Here is an 18,911-nt window from a genome sequence, read left to right on the forward strand (position 1 = left end):
GTCGTCGGCGAACGCGTTGAACACCAGCACCCGTCCGCCGGGCGGCAGCGCCGCGTACGCCCGCTGCAGCAGCGTCCGGTTCTGCTCCGGCGACCAGATCACGAACTGGTGCGCGAAGAGCACCACGTCGTAGCCGCCGGGCAGCGGTTCGCCGAACATATCGCCCGCGATCACGTCGATGCGGTCGCCGAGGCCCGCGGCCGCGATGTTGTCCCGGGCCACCTCGACCGCGCCGTCGAGGTCGAACACTGTGATCTTCAGGTCCGGGTGCGCCCGCGCGATCTCGATCGCGTTGACCGCGTCGCCGCCGCCGACGTCGAGAATCCTGGTCACCCCGGTGTAGTCCACCTGGTGCAGCAGTACCGGATTCGACAGCTCCGACCACGAGTGCATACCGCGGAAGAACAGATTCTCCAGCTCCGGGGTCTGTTCCAGCCGCGAGTACAGATCGCCGCCGGTGCCGGGCAGGTGTTTGAGACCCAGATTCTTCCCGGTGCGCAACGATTCCGCGTACTCCTTCGCGGGCAGGTACGACAGCCGCTGCTGGAAGTCGATGATGTTGCGCAGCAGCGGCCAGGTGCCGTCCGCCATCGCCGCGGCCAGCGTCGCGCCGAGCCGGTAGTGATCGCCGTCGCGTTCGGTCAGGCCGAGCGAGGTGGTGCCGAGCAGCAGCATGCGCGCCGATTTACCCGGGATGCCCAGGCCCGCCGCCGCGTCGTCGCTCGTGGCGGGACCGTTCAGGTCGAGATATTCGAACAGTTGCAGTTCCGAGGCCGCGCGCAGCTGCTGGAAGGCGGCGAAGCCGAACAGCACCGGGACCAGCGAGGTGAGATCGACCGGCTTGCTGAGCTCGGTCTGCGTTTCCGTCATCGAGATCTGTTCCTTTACCGTCGTTGAAGTGGATTACCGCTAGAGCCGGGTGCGAAAGGTCCACAGCTCCGGAAAGAAGCGGTGTTCGTTGATGGCCCGCAGCCACGGCGCGCCGTCGGTGCCCGCGGTCCCGCTCTTGCCGCCGAGCATCCGTTCGACCACCAGCAGGTGCGTGGCCCGCCAGTGCGAGAACTGGTACGCCACCTCGAGCAGCGCCTCGGCGAGCCTGTGCGCCTCGCGATGCCGGGCCGGGTTCCGGTAGATCTCCAGCCAGACGTCTTCCACCTCCGCGAGCGGTTCGTGCTGCGCGGCAGCGGGTTTCGCGACGCACGTTGCCGGGATCGAAAAGCCCTGGCGGGCAAGGTGTTGCAGTGCCGCGTCGTAGAGCGACGGCCGTGCCAGCTCCGTGCGCAGCACCGGATGCCCGTCCCGGTGCGCCGCCTCGACCTGCCGGGCCGGCCGGTTGCCCATCACGAATTCCAATGCGCGGTAAGCGAAGGACTGCGTACCGGAGGCGTCGTTGAGCACCTCGCGGAAGGCCACGTACTCGTCCACGGACATGCCGTTCAACGATTCCCAGCAGGCCACGAGCACCCGCTGCGTGCGGGTCGCCCGGGACAGGGCCAGGCAGGCGTCGGCGACGTCGTCGCGCTCGAGCGCGGCGCGGGCGGTGCTCAGATCGTCGATCACCGCGCGGAACAGCAGCTCCTTGACGTGGCTGAGCAGAATGAAATTCAGCTCGCCGCGCGCGTCGCTGCGCGGTCGCTGCAGCGCGTGCAGCTCGTCCATGTGCGCGTAGGTGACGTACTCGGGGACGAGGTATTCCGGGGCGCTGGTCATAGCACTCCTTCCGTGGCGTGGCACAGCACTTCGGCCGCGCGTGACACCTGCTCGTGCGTCACGTACAGCGGCGCGAAGGCGAACCGGATCAGGTCGGGCGGCCGGGCGTCGACGAGCACGCGGTGCTCGGCCAGTGCGTGTTCCACCTTGTCCGCCTCGGGAATTCGCAACGCGAGATGTCCGCCCCGACGCGCCGGATCCCGAGGCGAGGCCAGCCGGTCCAGCAGTCGCGGACGACGTTGCGCGAGGCATTCCAGAAAGAACTCGCCGAGCGCCACGCTGCGCCGGTGCAGTGCGTCGATACCCACGTCGAGCAACGGCGCGAGCGCGTGATGCAGTCCGGCGAGGCTGAGCAGCGGCGGCGTACCGGTGCGGGCGCATTCGATCCCCGCGGCCGGCTCGAACACCGGCGACATGTCGAACGGCCGCGCGTGGCCGTGCCACCCCGTCAGCGGAAAGTCCACCGTCGCTTGCAGTCTGGCCGGCAGGTAGAGGAACGCCGGTGCGCCGGGACCGCCACCGAGGTACTTGTATCCGCACCCTACGGCGAGGTCGACCGCGTTGGCATCCAGGTCCACCGGCAGCACACCGGCGGCGTGACTGAGGTCCCACACCGACAGCGCCCCCACGTCGTGACACAGCGTGGTGATCGGCCGGATCGCGCGACGTTCACCGGTCCGGAAGTCCACCGGCGCGGTGACGGCCGCGGCCACCTGTCCCCCGTGCTCGCACAGGTACGAGTCGAACTCCCCGTGCGACTCGACGACCAGTTGCCGGTCCAGCAGCCGGGCCACCGAGTCGGCGATGTACAGGTCGGTGGGGAACGATTCCGCCTCGATCAGCAGCACCGGCCGGTCGCCGCGGAGGCGGCAGGCCGCCACCAGCGCGTTGAACAGCGTCGTCGAGGTCGTCTCCCCCGCCACCATGACCTGCCCGGGCCCGGCGCCGAGCAGCGGGGCCAGCCGGTCCCCGATCGTGCGCGGCAGGTCGAGCCACCCGTCCTGGAACCAGCCCTGCACCTGCCTGGGCGCCCATTGGCCGGACACGACACGGTCGAGCTCGCCCACGAGACTGTGCCGGGGCGGTCCGAGCGAGTTGCCGTTGAGGTGGACGGCGCCGTCGATGGCGAACTCGTCCGCGTAGGCGGCGAGCGGATCGGTGTCGTCGCGAATCGTCATGCTTCACAAGCTTTCTGATCGTCGTCCCCGGGCACCCAGACCTGGCCGTTGATGCGCACGCGGGCGGAGCCGTCCCTAAGCGACCCGGTACAGCCGAAGATCGACTCGGTGCCGTGCCGGGTCACCTGACGGATGGTCAACGGCGCCGAATCGGGCGCACCGAGTTGCAGCGCGGCCACGCCGAGCGCGGCGGCGGCCGGGAGACATCCGGCGTCTTCGGGTATGCCGAAACCGGGGGCGAACACGCAGGCCAGCACCTCCCGGCGCGCCGGATCCCAACGGAACGCGGTCAGGTCGGTGACCTCGAGCTCGCGCATGCGATCGAGGTCGGGTACGGGCAGTCCCCGTGGATCCGCCGACACCCGGACGAAGTTGAAGGCCCGGCCGACACCGCCCGCATGCGATTCGCCGGTGGCCCAACCGAACTCGGCGGCTTCGTACGCCGGCTCCTGCCGCACGGCGGGTCCGTCGAAGGGCACGCGAACCTCGTTGCCGTCGGTCCACAACCACTGGGTGCCCGCCGCCGCCGTCCGGCCGACCTTGCCCGGAGCGAGCCGGCCGGTGCCGACCAGGCAGGCGGCGACGCCCGCCAGGGAGTGCGACGCGAACGGCGTCTCGCCCGCGGCGTTGAAGATCCGCGAGGCGAAAGTCTTTCGCGTTCGGCAACACTCGTCGACCAAGACGGTCTCGCACGAATCGCTGCGGCGCGCGAATTCCGCGGCGGTCCGTGCCGCGTCCTCGGCGCGCGCCGCCGTCGGGACGAGCACATCCAGCGCGCTGCCCCGCCCGGGCGCGGCCCCGAACATATCCACTGTCGTCACCCGCATCATGCGGCCCTCACATGCTTTTCGGCGAACTCGAGCACGACCTGTTCGTCACCCTGATATGGCTGCTCCGGGCGGGGCCAGTGCACCACCAGGTCGGTGACGCCGAGTTCCTCGAGTTCACCCGCGGCGTCCTCGTAGGCCGCGAGCGAGGCGGTGATTCCCGCCACCGCGGCATCGCCGACGAACACCCGGCCCAGGGTGGCCGGATCCCGGCCCAGCCGCTCGCACGCGGCGTCGATGCCGCGCAACTGCTTGCGCAGCACCGGCACCACCTCGCGCAGCGGCCGTCCGCGAAAGTCGTTGGGCGGCCCGGAGGTAACCCAGTACTGCGCGAAGCCGGCCGCCAGCGCCATACCCCGCGGGCCGGTCGCGGCCACGGCGAACGGCATGCGCCCGGCGGCGCCGGCGCGCGGATGGAAGTCCACCCCCGCCGCCGTGTACCAGCGCGACACCTTGTTCACCCGCCCGCCGGCCAGCACGGTGTCCAGCAGTTCGACGAACGTCTCGAAACGATCGGCCCGCTCGCGCGCGCCCAAGTCGGAGCCGCCGAGCACACTCACGTCGAAACCCGGTGCGCCCGAACCCAGCCCGCAGATCAGCCGGCCGCCGGCGATATCGTCCACGGTGACGAGTTCCTTGGCGAACGCGACCGGGTGCCGGAAATTCGGGGTGGCGACGAGCAACCCGAGACCGATGGTCTCGGTGACCGTCGCCGCGGCGGTGAGCGTCGGGATCGCGCCGTACCACGGGCGATCGGCGAGCCATCGCCACATCAGATGGTCGTAGGTCCAGGCGTGCCGGAAGCCGAGTTGCTCTGCGGTGCGCCAGCGTTCGGCGGCGACCTTCCATTCGTGCTCGGGCAGCAGGACGACTCCGTGCTTCATCGGCGCACCCCCTCCAGGCGCATCTTCGCGACCAGCCGGGCCGCGCGGTCCACGACCTGGACGGCGTAGGTGATCAGCGGCTGCATCACCGCCTCGGACCGGTCGCCGACCACCGGGTGGTGCCGGCCGTCGACCATCGGATACATCCCGTGGTGCGACAGGTCCACGGTGAGCTCGGTGATCCGCGCGTCGAGCTGGGCGACGAACTCGGCGTGGCTCACCGGACGCCGCACGGTGAGGAAGAAGTTGTCGTACAGGTCTTCCTTCTCCCGGGACACGCTGACGCCCAGGGCCCCCACGGACTGCTGCAGCAGCGAACGCCCGTCCGGGACCAGGTGATCGGCGATATGACTGTGCGTCAACTCGTTTCGGTCCACCGCGGCATCGAGTGCCCGGCACGACGGATCGTCCTGCCAGGGCAGCCTGCCGTGGAACAGCCGGCGCACCGGCCGGTAGTCCGGCGCCCAGGTGCCGCTGAACGCGGGATGCTGCAACGCCATCCGCGGCCGGATGTCGGCGTGGTAGTGGTCTCGCGGGACCGTGGACGAATACAGCAGCATCGCGCTGTAGCCGTCGATGCAGGCGGACAACACTTCCAGCTCCCGTTCGCCCGGCACCTCGTCGGGGTACTGGCACACCACATCGCACATCGCCCGCCAGAGCAGGAAGGAGATCTGGTGGCCTGCGATCCAGCGGTACCAGAACAACCGCTCGGCCTCGACCGGTTCAGTGCCGAACAAGGGGTACTCGGGCGCATCTCGTGCCGCGAGCACGACGTCTTCGTCGGGCGCCGATTCGTCGAACGGCTCGCCGAGCGACGGCATGAACAGCAGCCGCGGTTGCAGTGTGGGCGGGCGCTGCCTGCCCGCCGACCTATATCGCCCATTCCCGCTCACGACGCCGCCTCGGGAAAGTAGATGAACTCGAGCTCGAGGCCGTTGGGATCGAGCACGTACAGGCTCTGCATGCCGTCCGCGTCGGTCACGATGTCCGACGGCGGATCGGCTCTGGCCCAGGCGATATCGGCCCGCTCCCGCACCTGCAGCCACCGCGCGCGCAGCCGCACCAGATCCTCCGGGCGCCGCACCGTGATGCCGACGTGCTGATACTGGTAGCCGAGCGGGTCGGGGCCGTCCTTGCTGTGCCCGGCCCGGTCGAAGACGTGGAATCGCAAGTCGCCCTTCTTCAGTTCGACCAATTTCTCGATTCCGGATAGCCGGTCGTGGGTCAGCGGCGAGAAGCTGTCGAGTGACCATTCGACCGTTGCCCCGAGGAATTCCCGATACCACTCGATCGTGGCGTCCACGTCATCGGTCTGGATGGCGAGGTGGTGGAATCTCGGCGCGATGTCAAGCCCGTGCATCGGATGCCCTTCCGTCGCGAATACGCTTGCGGTACTCCCCTCGTCGCAGCTGTGGGAGGGGATCGTCCCAGCGCTTCCATCGTCGGTCGGCCGCGCGGCCCGGGGCAATCAAAAGATGCTCGAGAAACTCTAAAGTCGGCGTCAGGGAAGGTTTGTCGGCAGTTGCCGAAATCCTTTGCCCACCAGTGGTTTAACGATCGCCCACCGGGATACTCTCGGGCGCGGCGACCGGCCGGTCGCCCGCTGCGTTCTCGCGCGAGTCTCGGGCTGCGCCTCGGCGCAGATCCGGCAGCAACGTGAGCAACCCCAGCAGCGCCATGCCCGCGCCGATCCACAACGGCGCCACCAGGCCGAGCCCAGCGCTGATCCCCAGGCCACCCAGCCACGGGCCGAGCACGACGCCGATATTGATGGCCGAGCCGTTGACCGTATTCACCAGCGCTCCCTCGTTGGACACCGACATCACCCTGGCCGCCATGGCCGGGTTGAGCGGCAGCCCGATCAGTCCGAGCAGCACGGTCGTCGCGATGGTCGGCACCTTGTACGAGACGCACAGCGCGAAGGCGACCAGTACGAGGGTCAGCGCGATCAGCCCGCCGACCAGGATACGGCGGGTGTAGCGATCGGCGAACCGTCCGACCACCGCATTGCCCAGCACCGTGGCGATCCCGTAGACCGCGAACAGCACCGGCACCGTCGCGGGCGCGAAGTGGGTGGCGTCGGTGAAAATCGGTGACAGATAGGTGAATCCGGCCACCACCGCGCCGATGACCAGCGCGTTGGTCGCGTACGCGCCCCACAGGCGCAGATTGCGGAAGGCCTGGATCTCGGCGCGGAAATCCAGGGTCTGGGCTCCACCGCCACCCGGCACCAGCAGCACCACCGCCGCGATGCAGCCGACGGCGAGCAGGTCGACGATCCAGAAACTCGCCCGCCAGCCGAAGTGCTGTTCGATGAACGTCGCCGTCGGCAGGCCGACGACCTGGGCCACCATCATGCCGCCGTACAGCACCGACATCGCGCGACCGCGTCGTTCGGCGCCGACGAGCCGCACGCACACCGCGGCGGCCGCACCGAAGAACGCCGAGGCGGCCAGCGCGGTCACGATGCGCGCGACGACCAGGACCCAATAGTCGGCCGCCATGGCGGCCAGGGTCTGTCCCGCGACGAAAACCGCGAGCAACAGGATCAGCGACTTCTTCTGCGCCACCCGGGACAAGCCGACGATCAGCACGGGCCCGCCGACGACCATGCCGACGGCGAACAGCGACACGAGGTAGCCGATGGCGGCGATCGAGACGCCCAGGTCGCTCGACATGCCGGGAATCAGTCCGGCAACCATGATCTCGGTGGTGTTGAGGCAGAAAACGCCCAGCCCCAGCACATATACGGCGAAAGGCATGACTCCCCTTCCGGGGGCAGGTGATCGGCCCGTGGTCAGCGCGCGGCGGGTTGCGCGAAGGAGGTCCACCGGTTGCCGAACGGGTCGGTGAACTGCGCGATGACCAGGCCATGTGCATCGGTGAACGGATCCATCACGCGGTGTCCGCCCGCTCGCTCGACTCGATCGAGCATCGCGGAGACGTCGGCGACGAGCAGGCCGGGGATCGCGTACTCGGCGGCGTCCGGAAGGGCCGACAGGTCCATCGTGCCGCCGATCGGCTCCGCGGCGCCCGGTGCCGAAATGCTGTAGTAGACCGCCCCTTCGGCGGCTTCGTCGCGCTCGTAGGTCCAGCCGAAGGCCTGCTCGTAGAACTGCCGGGTGGCGGCGAAATCCAGGGTGCCGATCTCGAACCACGCGGTGGCGTTCGGCACCGCGGCCGCGGCCGTCGTGTCGGCTTCGCCGGTGTTCGCCGGTTCATACAGGCCGAGCCGGTTGCCTCGGGTGTCGGCGACGACCGCGCTCCGCGCGCCCGCCGGGGTTTCGTCGGCGGGCTCGATCACCTTGGCGCCCAACGATTCCAGTCGCGGGATCGTGGCCGCGAGGTCGGTACAGACCACATCGATCCACAGCGCGTCGCGGTCGCCGCGGCGCAGCGCGCCCATGGCCGCGCTCGCGCCCGGCGCGGTGATCGTGTGGTAATCGTCGCCGATCGAGGCGAATTCCCAGGAGAACACTTCCTGGTAGAACTGCTTGGTGTGCGCCGGATCGCTGGCGGTGATATCGAACCACCCCACAGTCGCCGGTCGCGGGCTGAAGCTGCCCATGACCACTCCTCCTGTGTGACAGGGTTGTGAGTTGGTGTAGCGATTCCTACCGTAAACTAGTTTCCAACCGGAAATCAAGTTCCCGAACGGCGAGGAGAGACCCGTGCCCGTTGAACCAGTGCCCGCCGCCGCGGACAGCCACAGCCAGGTCCTCGACTGGCAGGACGGCGTCGAGAACGCCCTCGCCCACCTCACCTGCGTGCTCGTCGCGCGCCGCACCCGGACCACCCCGGAGCGGGTCACCTGGCAGCAGTACGACGTGCTCGAAATGCTGCGCCTACGTGGCCCGATGACGCCTTCCGCGCTGAGCGAATCGCTCAGCGTCTCCCGCCCGACGATGTCGAAAGCCCTGCGCGTGCTGAAGGATCAGCACCTGGTGACCCAGGCGGCACTCGGGACCGACCGGCGCGAACAGACCACCTCCCTCACCGCGGACGGGCACGAATTCCTCGACCGCGCCGCCGAATGCCGGCGGGAGAACGCCAAAATAGCCGAGTCCGTGCTCGATCCGGCCGAGCAGGCCGTTTTCGCGCAGCTGTGCGGCCGCGTCGCCGAGGCGATCCACTCCTCCTTGCAGACGGCCGAATGACGGCCGGCTTCACAAGGTTTTGAAGGTAATTTGAAACTCCTCTGAATGTGCCGGGCCGGTCGTCCCGGATATGTTCGACGTATTGGTAACAGCCCGCAGCCATTTCGCTGGTCGAGGCCGAAACCAGTACGCCGAAAGGAGTTTTCGTGCCCGAAATCTTTGCCGCCGCGCCCGCGGTGGACGGCGAGCTGCTGCTCGACGAGTCCGCGCGCCGGGCGGTCGCCACCGACCTCGGCAACATCACCACCCGCACCCCGGCGGCGGTGCTGCGGCCACGCTCGGCCCAGGACATCGCCGCGCTGGTCGGCTTCTGCCACACCCACGGCATCAGCGTGTCGACCCGGGGGCAGGCGCACACCACCCTCGGCCAGGGCCTGTCCGACGGCTTGGTCATCGAGAACCGCCACCTGAACCGCATCCATTCCCTCGACGGCGACGTGGCCGAGGTCGATGCCGGCGTCCTGTGGAAGGACCTGGTCACCACCGCCTTCGAGCAGTCGCCACGGCGCACGCCGCCCGCCGTCACCGGATACACCTCGCTGACCGTCGGCGGCACGCTCTCGGTCGGCGGGCTCGGCGGGCTCGTCGGCGCGTTACGCACCGGGCTCCAGGTCGACCACGTGCGCGAACTCGAAGTGGTCACCGGGACCGGCGAACTCGTGCGTTGCTCGCCGGCACAGCGCCGCGACCTGTTCGAGGCCGTGCTCGGTGGACTCGGCCAGTGCGGCGTGATCACCAAGGCCGTGGTCGAACTGGAACCCGCGCGCGAACGCGCCCGCAGCTACGTGCTGGACTACACCGATAACGCCGCTTTCTTCCGCGATCTGCGCACGCTCCTCGACCGGCCGGGCATCGATCACGTGTACGCCGAGCTCTATTCGCCGCAGTCCGAGCCGACACACCGGCTCTACGCGACCGTCATGTACGACCCGGCGAACCCGCCCGACGACGAGGCAAACGTCCGTGGATTGACCACCGAGCCCGTCATCGACGACACCCCCTACCTCGACTACGTGTTCAAGATCGACACGCTGGTCGACGGCATGCGCGAGACGGTGCACTGGGACGAACTCGTCAAGCCGTGGTACGACGTGTGGCTCGGCGGCGCGGTCGTGGAGGACTACGTCGATGAGGTCCAATCCTCGCTCACCGCACGCGATATCGGACCCTTCGGGATCAGCCTGCTGTATCCGCAACGTCGCGCGACCCTGACCAGACCGTACCCGCCGGTGCCCGAACCCGATGGCTCGGATTGGGTTTTCGTGCTCGATATCAACACGGTCGCCGAAACACGCGGTGCGCACCCGGAATTCGTCGAGGAGATGCTCGATCGCAACGACCGCCTGTTGACCGAGGCACGCAAACAATACGGCGCGGTGCTCTATCCCATCGGCTCGCTGCGCCGCACGGCCCAGGACTGGCGTGATCATTACGGCGACCGATGGCCCGCGTTCAGCGCGGCGAAAAAGCGTTACGACCCCCGCGGAATTCTCGCACCGGGCCTCGGCATTCGCACCGACGATTAGTCGCATTCCGCACCTTCGCGCTCGCACCACGATTTCTAGGGAGTAGCCGCATGCCTCCATCCAAGCCCGAACTCACCGGCACCACCGGTGCCGTGGCCAGTACGCACTGGCTCGCCTCCGCCGCGGGGATGCGGATGCTGGCCGACGGCGGCAACGCGTTCGACGCGGCCGCCGCGGCCGGATTCGTGCTCCAGGTCGTCGAACCGCATTTCAACGGGCTCGGCGGCGATTTGTCCCTGGTCGCGCATCAGGCCGGACAGGACGACGTCCGAGCACTCTGCGCGCAGGGCCCGATGCCCCGCGCGATCAGCATCGGCACCTTCGCCGACCTCGGCCTGCGCAGCATCCCCGGGTCGGGGCTGCTGCCCGCCTGCGTGCCCGGCGCGTTCGGCGGCTGGATGCGGTTGCTCGCCGAGTTCGGCACCAAGCGCCTCGCCGAGGTGCTCGAACCCGCGATCGGCTACGCGGACAAGGGTTTTCCGCTACTGCCGGAAACGGCGCGCGCCATCGACGTGCTGGCGCCGCTGTTCCGCGCGGAATGGCACGGTTCCGAACAGGTCTATCTGAAGGGCGGCAACGCCCCCGCCGCGGGGAGCCGCTTCCGGAATCCCGCGCTGGCCAACACCTACCAGCGCCTCATCAAGGCCGCCGAGTCCGCGTCGGGCGAGCGCGAGGCCCAGTTCCGGGCCGCGCACGACGCCTTCTACAAAGGCTTTGTCGCGGCGGAGATCTCGGAGTTCCTCGAGTCCAGCCCGATGCTCGACGCCACCGGCCGTCGGCACCGCGGCTTGCTCACCGCCGACGATCTCGCCGACTGGACGCCGTCGGTCGAGACCGCGCCGAGCCACAGCTACGGCCCCTATCAGGTCTTCAAACCGGGACCGTGGTCGCAGGGTCCGGTCTTCTTGCAGCAGCTCGCGCTGCTCGACGGCTTCGATCTCGCCCGAATGGGCCAGGGCAGCGCGGAATACGTGCACACGGTGATCGAGTGCACCAAGCTCGCGATGGCCGATCGCGAAGCCTGGTACGGCGACCCGGATTTCAGCGAGGTGCCCCTGGCCGGCCTGCTCGACGCGGAGTACAGCCGGCAGCGCCGCGCCCTCGTCGGCGCGCGCGCCGAAACCACGCTGCGTCCCGGTTCGCCCGCCGGACGCACCTCGTTCCTCCCCGACCTGCCGGTGCCCGACGATCCGGACGCCGACTCCGAGTGGATGTCCCAGTTGCAGAACGGATTACCGACGATCCTGCAGGCGACCAAGGCGAAGACCGACACGGTCACCGTCACCGCCGTCGACCGGCACGGCAACATGGTCGCCGCGACCCCGAGCGGTGGGTGGCTGAAGAGTTCACCTGCCATCGGCAGCCTCGGTTTCCCGCTCGGCACCCGTGGCCAGTGCATGTTTCTCACCGAGGGCCACCCGAACTCGCTCGGGCCGGGCAAACGACCCCGGACCACGCTCAGCCCCTCGGTGGTACTGCGGGACGGGCGTCCGTTCGTCGCCTTCGGCACCCCCGGCGGCGATCGCCAGGATCAGTGGACGTTGCAGTTCTTCCTCAACGTGGCCGATTTCGGGCTCGACTTCCAGAGCGCGACCGAGACCACGGCCTTCCACACCGATCAGGTGCCCGCTTCGTTCACCCCGCACGCGCACCGGCCCGGTGTGTTGGTGGCGGAGCAAACCTGCCCGCCCGAAGTCGTCGCCGAGTTGCGCGCCCGCGGCCACGACGTGGACCTCGTCCCCGCGTATTCGCTGGGCCGGGTCTGCGCGTCCGGGTTCACCGACGATCACGAGTTCGTCCGTGCGGCCGCGAGCCCCCGTGGCAGACACGCCTACGCGGTGGCCGAATAACGCTGGGCGACAACGATTCAGAAAGAGATGACAGTCATGACGAGCACGCAATACCGGCCGGAGATCGTCGAACTCGACGACGAACAGCAGCGCCGGGAATGGCAGGCGTTCACCCTGTCGAACCTGCCCGAGATGATCAGCTCGATGCACGTGTGCCACGCGGTGCGCGCCCTCGCCGACACCCCCTTGCTGGAGCGGCTGCGCACCGGACCCCAGCGGACCCCGCAGGCGCTGCTCGCCGGCATCGATCCCGAGATCGGGCCCGGCTTCCTGCGCTATCTCGTGCAGCGCGGCATCCTCGAAACCCGCGGCGCGGAATACTTTTTCACCCGCCTCGGCGAATTCCTCACCACCGACGTTTCCCTCGCCCGGCTCGGCGTCTACGTCGACGCGTACGGCGCGGTCACCAGCCGGATCGGTGATCTGCTCACCGGCACAGCCGTGTACGGCAAGGACGTGGTGCGCGACGGCGGCAAACTGGGCGCACATTGCGACACGCTGTTCTCCGCCTTCCACACCCCGACCCTGCTGCGCGCCATGCGCGGACGCGAGGTGACGCGCATTCTCGATATCGGTTGCGGCGGTGGCCAGTTGCTGGTGGACGCCTGCCTGCGCGACCCCACGCTCAGCGGTATCGGCCTCGATATCGATGCCGACGCGGTCGACGTGGCCAACGAGCACGCCCACCGCAGCGGCGTCGCCGATCGTGTGCGGTTCGTCGTCGGGGACGCGTTCGCCCCCGGCACTTGGCCGCAGGAGTGCTTCGCGGCCGACGGACTCTGCATGATGAGCGCGCTGCACGAGCATTTCCGCAACGGTGAACAAGCCGTCGTCGACCTGCTCGACGACATCTCGACCAAGTTTCCGCAGCTGAAGATTCTGCTCGTCGGCGAACCGGAGATCCGCTACGACGGGCGCGAGAACGACGACGATTTCTTCCTGATCCACGTGCTGACCGGCCAGGGCCTGCCGCGCGACCGCTCGGCCTGGTTCGACGTGTTCGAGAAGTCCACCCTGACCTGCCGCCGGATGTACACGCGTCCGAGCGCCGGGCCGCGAATGTGCTTCTACGACTTGGTCGCCGGAGCGGAGCAGCTGTGACCGGGACCACGATCCGCGCCGCCGCCACCGACCTCGATCCGTTCTCGACCGAAGCCCTGCTCGACCCCTACCCGCAGTTCCGGGCGTTGCGCGAGCTGGGGCCGGTCGTCTACCTGCGCGAGCACGATCTCTACGGACTGTTCCGCTACGACCAGGTACGTGCGGCACTGGTCGATTGGGAGGGTTTCAGTTCCGCTCAGGGCATCGCGATGAATCCCACCGCCAACGAGCTTTCCGACGGTTCCCTGCTCTCGATGGACCCGCCGCGGCACCGGGCGGTGCGCAAAGTCCTCGATGACGCGTTGCGGCCCAAGTACGTTCGCAAGGTCGCCGGCGACATCGAACAACTCGCCGACGATCTGGTCGAGAATCTGATGCACCGCGACGAGTTCGACGGCGTCACCGATTTCGCGGCGAAGCTGCCGGTGGACATCGTCATGGACCTCATCGGTTTCCCGCGCGACGAATACCGCGACAAGATCCTGGTCTGGGCCCTCGGCGCGTTCAACTATTTCGGACCGCCCGGTGCGCGGCAGAGTTCGACCTTTCCCGACGTGCAGGCGCTGATGCAGTACCTCGTCACCGACGCCACGCCCGACAAACTGCTGCCGGACAGCTTCGGCCAGATCGTCTGGGCGGCCGCAGAACACGGTGAGATCACCGAGAACGAGGCGCTGATGACGATGAGCGCCTACGCCTGCGCCGGATTGGACACCACCATCGCCGGCGTGGCGAGCACGCTCTGGCTGCTGGCCCGGAATCCGGACCAGTGGGCGGCCGTCCGGCAGGATCCGAAACTGATTCCCGGCGCGTTCCTCGAGGGCGTCCGGCTGGAGACCCCGATCCAGTCCTTCTCCCGGGTCACCACCGGCGACACCGACGTCGACGGCGTGACCATCCCCGCGGGCGCCCGCGTCGTGGTCTCCTTCGCCGCCGCGAACCGCGACGAACGGCACTATCCCGAGCCGGATCGCTTCGACGCGCGCCGGAACCCCGCCGACACCGTCGGATTCGGGTTCGGGGTGCACAACTGCCCGGGCCGCGCGCTCGCCTCGATGGAGGCGCACGCGCTGTTCGGCGCACTGGCCGAGCGGGCGGACACGCTCGAGCTGACCGGCGAACCCACCCGCACACCGAACAACATCACCCGCGGACTGGACCGGCTACCCCTGCGCATCTCCGGCAAGGCGACATCATGAGGGCGGCCCAGATAGTCGAGTACGGCACCCCGCTCGTGGTGCGCGAGCTGCCCGATCCCGCCCCTGCACCGAACGGCGTGGTGCTCGCGGTCCGCGCCACCGGCATCTGCCGCAGCGATTGGCATGCATGGCAGGGTGATTGGGGCTGGATGGGCGGACAGGTCGCGCTGCCGCGCACGCTCGGGCACGAACTGGTCGGCGAGGTAGTGGCAGTCGGTGCCGACGTGCGCACGGTGCGGCTCGGCGACCACGTCACGGTGCCGTTCCATCTGGCCTGCGGCGCCTGTGCGCAGTGCCGGTCCGGACGGGCCAATCTCTGCGACGCCATGCAGGTGCTCGGTTTCTGGTGCGACGGCGGCTATGCCGAGTTCGTCCCGATCCCCGACGCGGACTTCAATTGTGTGCGCGTACCCGAGACGCTGACCCCGGTCGCGGCGAGCGCGATCGGCTGCCGATTCATGACCGCGTTCCACGCGGTCACCGGACAGGGACGGGCACGCCCCGGCGAATGGGTCGCGATACACGGCGTCGGCGGCGTCGGCCTCGCCGCCGTGCAGATCGCCACTGCCGCAGGCGCTTGCGTGGTGGCCGTGGACATCGATGCCGCCAAGCTCGCGCTGGCCGAGGAGCAGGGCGCGCTCGCCACCGTCGACGCGAGTGTCGAGGCGGACGTGCCCGCGGCGGTCCAAGCCGCCACCGACGGCGGCGCGCACGTCTCGATCGATGCCCTCGGCACCCGCGTCACGGTCGTCAATTCCCTTCGCTCGCTGCGCAAACGCGGCAGGCACGTGCAGGTCGGGCTGACCAGCGCCGACGATGCCGGGCAGATCGCGATCCCGGTGGACACCGTCACCCTCGGCGAGCTGACCATCATCGGCTCGCACGGCAACCCGCACACCGGCTACCCCCGGCTGCTCACCCTGGTCGAATCCGGCCGTCTCACACCGCAATCCCTGGTCCAGCGCACCGTCGCGCTCGAGCAGGCCGGGGATGTCCTTGCCGCGATGAGCGATTTCAGCACCAGCGGCATCGCCGTCATCGACCGCTTCTGACGCGGACCGGGAGGACACCGTGGAAACCTCGTCCAGCACACCGGGTCCGGCGGCACAGCACTTCCTGTCCGGACCGCACCTGCTCTATCTGGGCGGCGAGTTCGTCGCCGCCGCGGACGGCCGGACCTTCGGCACCGTCGACCCGTCCACCGGCGCAGCGATCACACAGGTCGCGCACGCGGGCCCGGCCGACGTGTCCACGGCGGTCGCGGCGGCACGCGCCGCGCTCGAAGGGCCTGGGGCGCACTGTCGGCCGCAGACCGCGGCACCCTCCTCACGCGCCTGGCCGACCTCATCGAGGGCAACGCCGACCAGCTGGCCGAGCTCGAAGCCCTCGACGGCGGCAAGCCGATCAGCGTGACCCGCGCGCTCGATATCCCGGCCGCCGTCGCGCAATTCCGCTACTTCGCCGGGTGGCCGACCAAGCTGGAGGGCGAGACGATCCCGGTCGCGGTGCCGAACACGCTGTGCTACACCCGCAAAGAGCCGGTGGGCGTGTGCGCGCAGATCATCCCGTGGAACTTCTCGCTGCTGATGGCGGCCTGGAAGATCGGCGCGGCCTTGGCCGCCGGTTGCACCGTGGTGGTGAAACCTGCTGAACAGACACCGCTGACCGTGCTGCGCCTCGCCGAACTCGTTGCGGAGGCCGGGTTTCCACCCGGCACGGTCAATGTGCTCACCGGCGACGGCTCGACCGGCGCGGCGCTGGTCGAGCATCCCGGCGTCGACAAGATCGTGTTCACCGGCTCCACCGCGGTGGGGCGCGAGATCGGCGCGAAGGCCGGCGCGCAGCTCAAGCCGGTCACACTCGAACTGGGCGGGAAGAGCCCGAATATCGTTCTCCCGGACGCCGACCTCGAAGCCGCGATCGCCGGCGCCTTCAACGGGATCTATTTCAACACCGGTCAGGCGTGCAATGCCGCGTCCCGGCTCTTCGTCCACGCGAGCGTGTTCGACGAGGTCGTCGCGGGACTGTTGGCCCGGGCCCAGAAAGCGCAGGTGGGTCCGGCACTGGACCCCGCCACCGAACTCGGGCCATTGGTCTCGGCCGAGCAGTACCACCGGGTGCGCGGATATCTGCAAGACGGCGTCGCCGCGGGGGCGACCCTGAAAGCCGGTACCGTGCCGCCGGTTTCGCCCGAGGGCGGCTACTTCGTCTCGCCCGCACTCTTCGTCGACGTCGACCCGCGGATGCGGATCTGCCGCGAGGAGATCTTCGGGCCGGTGCTCGTGGCCGCGCCATTCGAGCGCGTCGACGAGGTGGTGCGGCAGGCCAACGACACGGATTACGGCTTGGCGGCGGGCATCTGGACCCAGCACCTCGGCCGGGCACACACCCTCGCCGCCCGGCTGCGTGCCGGATCGGTCTACCTCAATACCTGGGCGCCGGGCGATCCGGCGGCCCCCTTCGGCGGCGTCAAGGCCTCCGGAGTCGGCCGCGAGATGGGCCGCGCGGGCGTCGAGGCCTATCTCGAGCCGAAAACCGTGTGGGCGACGCTCGCCTGAGCCGACGACAGCAGCGAAAGGACCAACGATGTGCGGAATCACCGGCTGGGTCGCGCTCGACCGTGACCTCACCGCCGAAGGCCGGACGGTGCAGGCCATGGTCGACACCATGGCCGCCCGCGGCCCCGACGACGAAGGCATGTGGCTGCATCCCCGCTGCGCCCTCGGGCACCGGCGGCTGTCGGTGATCGACCTCGAAGGCGGCAAACAGCCGATGGTCACACCGGAAACCCTGCCCGACGGAACCCCTTCGGCTGTACTGAGTTACAGCGGCGAGGTGTACAACTTCACCGAACTGCGCGACGAACTGCGAGCACTCGGCCATCGCTTCCGCACCAGAAGCGATACCGAGGTCGTGCTGCGCGCCTACCTCGAATGGGGAACGGACTTCGTGCGACGGCTCAACGGGATGTTCGCCTTCGCGATCTGGGACAACCGCACCGAGGAACTGCTGCTGTACCGCGATCGACTCGGCGTCAAACCGCTGTTCTACTACCCCACCGGCGACGGCCTGCTCTTCGGGTCCGAGCCGAAAGCCGTGCTCGCCCATCCGGAAAGCCGCGCCGAACTGTCCCTCGACGGGCTCCGCGACGTGCTGTCGTTCGTCCGAGTCCCCGGCCAGACGCCGCTACGCGGCATGTACGAGGTACGGCCCGGCCATGTGCTGCGGTTCCGCGACGGGCGCCGGACCGAGGAGAAGTACTGGGAGCTGCGCTCCTGGCCGCATGCCGACGATGTGGCCACCAGCGTCGGCAAGGTGCGAGAGTTGTTGGTGGATATCGTTTCCCGGCAGATGGTCGCCGACGTTCCGCTGTGCACGCTCCTGTCCGGCGGATTGGATTCCAGCGCGCTGACCGCCCTCGGCCAGCGCGCGCTCGACGCCGGCCGCGGTGGGCGGATCCGTAGCTTCTCGGTGGATTTCGTCGGCCAGGTGGAGAACTTCGAACCGGAACCGCTACGCGAGGCGCCGGACGCGCCGTTCGCCGCGGAACTGGTCCGTCACGTCGGCACCGATCACCGAGTCATCCTGCTGGACAACGCGGATCTGGCGTCGCCGAGCGCGCGAGCGGCGGTATTGCGCGCCTGGGATCTCCCTTACGGCGACGGTGATCTCGGACCATCGCTCTATCTGCTGTTCCGCGCGGTACGGCAGGAATCGACCGTCGCCCTGTCCGGTGAATCGGCGGACGAGGTGTTCGGCGGCTACCTCTGGTTCCACGATCAGCGTGCGGTGCAGGCCGATACGTTCCCGTGGCACGCGCTCGGCGAGCGTTCCGTCACCGAGCAGTCCACGGCCTTCCTGGATCCCGATCTGACAGCGCAGCTGAACCTCGCCGAATATATTGCGGACCAATATCACACGGCCCTGCGCGAAGTCCCGGAGCTGCCCGGGGAGACCGGGCTCGACCGCCGGATGCGGGCCGCGAGCTACCTGAACCTCACCCGTTTCCTTCCGGTCATGCTGGATCGCAAGGACCGGCTGAGCATGGCCAGTGGAATCGAGGTGCGGGTGCCGTTCTGCGACCACCGCCTGGTCGAGTACGTCTTCAACACCCCGTGGTCGATGAAGACCTTCGACGGCCGGGAGAAGAGTCTGTTGCGCGCCGCGACGCGGGATCTGCTGCCGGACTCCATCGTGCAACGCCGGAAAGCGCCCTATCCGTCCACCCAGGATTCGGGCTATGACAAGGCGATCAAGCAGGTCCTCGGCAAGATCGTCGCGGAGCCGGGTTCGCCGTCGCTGCCGCTGCTCGATCTGGACGCGATCCACCGGCATCTGGATCAGCCCGTCGACAAGCCTGTTTCGATGCAGGAAAGAGGGCTACTCAACGAAACACCGATCCGCATCGACGAGTGGCTCACCGCTTACGACGTGCGCGTCCTGGTATAGTTTCCTTTTGGAAACTAGTTTGGTCAC

The 18,911-nt window shown here is 68.8% G+C and carries 16 protein-coding genes and 1 pseudogene; 8 read left to right on the plus strand and 9 right to left on the minus strand.

Features of this window, described 5'->3' with window-relative positions:
* From NBRGI_RS42190 to NBRGI_RS42230, 9 genes are all read right to left on the minus strand, one after another.
* On the minus strand, nucleotides 1-870 hold an 870-nt coding region (locus NBRGI_RS42190), incomplete at its 3' end, for a methyltransferase (RefSeq protein ID WP_036562891.1).
* A gap of 39 nt (nucleotides 871-909) precedes the next feature.
* Entirely contained in the window at nucleotides 910-1,710 is an 801-nt protein-coding gene (locus NBRGI_RS42195; RefSeq protein WP_029903804.1) for a tryptophan 2,3-dioxygenase, read from the minus strand.
* Entirely contained in the window at nucleotides 1,707-2,888 is a 1,182-nt protein-coding gene (locus tag NBRGI_RS42200; RefSeq protein ID WP_029903806.1) for an aminotransferase class V-fold PLP-dependent enzyme, read from the minus strand. Before NBRGI_RS42200 ends, NBRGI_RS42195 begins: the two co-directional genes overlap by 4 nt.
* The gene (locus NBRGI_RS42205; protein ID WP_235211294.1) at nucleotides 2,885-3,715 is read right to left on the minus strand and encodes a phenazine biosynthesis protein PhzF; all 831 of its coding nucleotides are present in this window, start codon (nucleotides 3,713-3,715) and stop codon (nucleotides 2,885-2,887) included. The genes NBRGI_RS42200 and NBRGI_RS42205 overlap by 4 nt, the downstream gene beginning before the upstream one ends.
* The gene (locus NBRGI_RS42210) at nucleotides 3,715-4,599 is read right to left on the minus strand and encodes an LLM class flavin-dependent oxidoreductase (RefSeq protein ID WP_029903810.1); all 885 of its coding nucleotides are present in this window, start codon (nucleotides 4,597-4,599) and stop codon (nucleotides 3,715-3,717) included. Before NBRGI_RS42210 ends, NBRGI_RS42205 begins: the two co-directional genes overlap by 1 nt.
* A complete protein-coding gene (locus tag NBRGI_RS42215; RefSeq protein WP_235211292.1) occupies nucleotides 4,596-5,495 on the minus strand; it encodes an L-tyrosine 3-hydroxylase in 900 nt (299 codons plus the stop codon). The genes NBRGI_RS42210 and NBRGI_RS42215 overlap by 4 nt, the downstream gene beginning before the upstream one ends.
* Nucleotides 5,492-5,962 (minus strand): VOC family protein, encoded by a 471-nt coding sequence (locus NBRGI_RS42220; RefSeq protein WP_029903815.1) that lies wholly within the window; start codon nucleotides 5,960-5,962, stop codon nucleotides 5,492-5,494. Before NBRGI_RS42220 ends, NBRGI_RS42215 begins: the two co-directional genes overlap by 4 nt.
* Nucleotides 5,963-6,152: 190 nt before the next feature.
* Nucleotides 6,153-7,364, minus strand: a complete 1,212-nt coding sequence (locus tag NBRGI_RS42225) for an MFS transporter (protein WP_029903817.1) — start codon at nucleotides 7,362-7,364, stop codon at nucleotides 6,153-6,155.
* Between the two features lie 35 nt (nucleotides 7,365-7,399).
* Nucleotides 7,400-8,170: a VOC family protein gene (locus tag NBRGI_RS42230; RefSeq protein WP_029903819.1), complete on the minus strand. Its 771-nt coding sequence runs from the start codon at nucleotides 8,168-8,170 to the stop codon at nucleotides 7,400-7,402.
* 103 nt (nucleotides 8,171-8,273) lie between these two features.
* Between NBRGI_RS42230 and NBRGI_RS42235 the strand changes: the two genes are divergently transcribed.
* The 8 genes and pseudogenes from NBRGI_RS42235 (at nucleotide 8,274) to asnB (ending at nucleotide 18,884) form a co-directional block, all read left to right on the plus strand.
* Nucleotides 8,274-8,759 carry a MarR family winged helix-turn-helix transcriptional regulator gene (locus NBRGI_RS42235; protein WP_235211293.1) on the plus strand — a complete coding sequence of 162 codons (486 nt, stop codon included), beginning with the start codon at nucleotides 8,274-8,276 and terminating at the stop codon, nucleotides 8,757-8,759.
* 146 nt (nucleotides 8,760-8,905) lie between these two features.
* On the plus strand, nucleotides 8,906-10,285 hold the full coding sequence (locus NBRGI_RS42240) for an FAD-binding protein (RefSeq protein WP_029903823.1): 1,380 nt from the start codon (nucleotides 8,906-8,908) through the stop codon (nucleotides 10,283-10,285).
* 50 nt (nucleotides 10,286-10,335) lie between these two features.
* Nucleotides 10,336-12,135: a gamma-glutamyltransferase family protein gene (locus NBRGI_RS42245; RefSeq protein ID WP_029903825.1), complete on the plus strand. Its 1,800-nt coding sequence runs from the start codon at nucleotides 10,336-10,338 to the stop codon at nucleotides 12,133-12,135.
* Nucleotides 12,136-12,171: 36 nt separating this feature from the next.
* On the plus strand, nucleotides 12,172-13,236 hold the full coding sequence (locus NBRGI_RS42250; RefSeq protein ID WP_029903827.1) for a methyltransferase domain-containing protein: 1,065 nt from the start codon (nucleotides 12,172-12,174) through the stop codon (nucleotides 13,234-13,236).
* Nucleotides 13,233-14,435 carry a cytochrome P450 gene (locus tag NBRGI_RS42255; protein ID WP_029903829.1) on the plus strand — a complete coding sequence of 401 codons (1,203 nt, stop codon included), beginning with the start codon at nucleotides 13,233-13,235 and terminating at the stop codon, nucleotides 14,433-14,435. The genes NBRGI_RS42250 and NBRGI_RS42255 overlap by 4 nt, the downstream gene beginning before the upstream one ends.
* Complete coding sequence (locus NBRGI_RS42260) at nucleotides 14,432-15,487, plus strand: zinc-dependent alcohol dehydrogenase family protein (RefSeq protein ID WP_029903831.1); 1,056 nt, start codon at nucleotides 14,432-14,434, stop codon at nucleotides 15,485-15,487. The genes NBRGI_RS42255 and NBRGI_RS42260 overlap by 4 nt, the downstream gene beginning before the upstream one ends.
* A 19-nt stretch (nucleotides 15,488-15,506) precedes the next feature.
* Nucleotides 15,507-16,993, plus strand: a pseudogene (locus NBRGI_RS44815) (aldehyde dehydrogenase family protein).
* A 28-nt stretch (nucleotides 16,994-17,021) separates the two neighbouring features.
* Nucleotides 17,022-18,884 carry an asparagine synthase (glutamine-hydrolyzing) gene (gene asnB, locus NBRGI_RS42270; protein ID WP_029903833.1) on the plus strand — a complete coding sequence of 621 codons (1,863 nt, stop codon included), beginning with the start codon at nucleotides 17,022-17,024 and terminating at the stop codon, nucleotides 18,882-18,884.
* Nucleotides 18,885-18,911: the final 27 nt, after the last annotated feature.

Source organism: Nocardia brasiliensis IFM 10847, from assembly GCF_000710915.1.
Classification (GTDB): Bacteria; Actinomycetota; Actinomycetes; order Mycobacteriales; family Mycobacteriaceae; genus Nocardia; species Nocardia brasiliensis_A.

What these genes read in the sequence shown, in the direction of transcription:
- NBRGI_RS42195 (WP_029903804.1), bottom strand. Translation starts at nt 1,710, where the DNA reads ATGACCAGCGCCCCGGAATACCTCGTCCCCGAGTACGTCACCTACGCG.
- NBRGI_RS42200 (WP_029903806.1), bottom strand. Translation starts at nt 2,888, where the DNA reads ATGACGATTCGCGACGACACCGATCCGCTCGCCGCCTACGCGGACGAG.
- NBRGI_RS42205 (WP_235211294.1), bottom strand. Translation starts at nt 3,715, where the DNA reads ATGCGGGTGACGACAGTGGATATGTTCGGGGCCGCGCCCGGGCGGGGC.
- NBRGI_RS42210 (WP_029903810.1), bottom strand. Translation starts at nt 4,599, where the DNA reads ATGAAGCACGGAGTCGTCCTGCTGCCCGAGCACGAATGGAAGGTCGCC.
- NBRGI_RS42220 (WP_029903815.1), bottom strand. Translation starts at nt 5,962, where the DNA reads ATGCACGGGCTTGACATCGCGCCGAGATTCCACCACCTCGCCATCCAG.
- NBRGI_RS42225 (WP_029903817.1), bottom strand. Translation starts at nt 7,364, where the DNA reads ATGCCTTTCGCCGTATATGTGCTGGGGCTGGGCGTTTTCTGCCTCAAC.
- NBRGI_RS42230 (WP_029903819.1), bottom strand. Translation starts at nt 8,170, where the DNA reads ATGGGCAGCTTCAGCCCGCGACCGGCGACTGTGGGGTGGTTCGATATC.
- NBRGI_RS42245 (WP_029903825.1), top strand. Translation starts at nt 10,336, where the DNA reads ATGCCTCCATCCAAGCCCGAACTCACCGGCACCACCGGTGCCGTGGCC.
- NBRGI_RS42250 (WP_029903827.1), top strand. Translation starts at nt 12,172, where the DNA reads ATGACGAGCACGCAATACCGGCCGGAGATCGTCGAACTCGACGACGAA.
- NBRGI_RS42260 (WP_029903831.1), top strand. Translation starts at nt 14,432, where the DNA reads ATGAGGGCGGCCCAGATAGTCGAGTACGGCACCCCGCTCGTGGTGCGC.
- asnB (WP_029903833.1), top strand. Translation starts at nt 17,022, where the DNA reads ATGTGCGGAATCACCGGCTGGGTCGCGCTCGACCGTGACCTCACCGCC.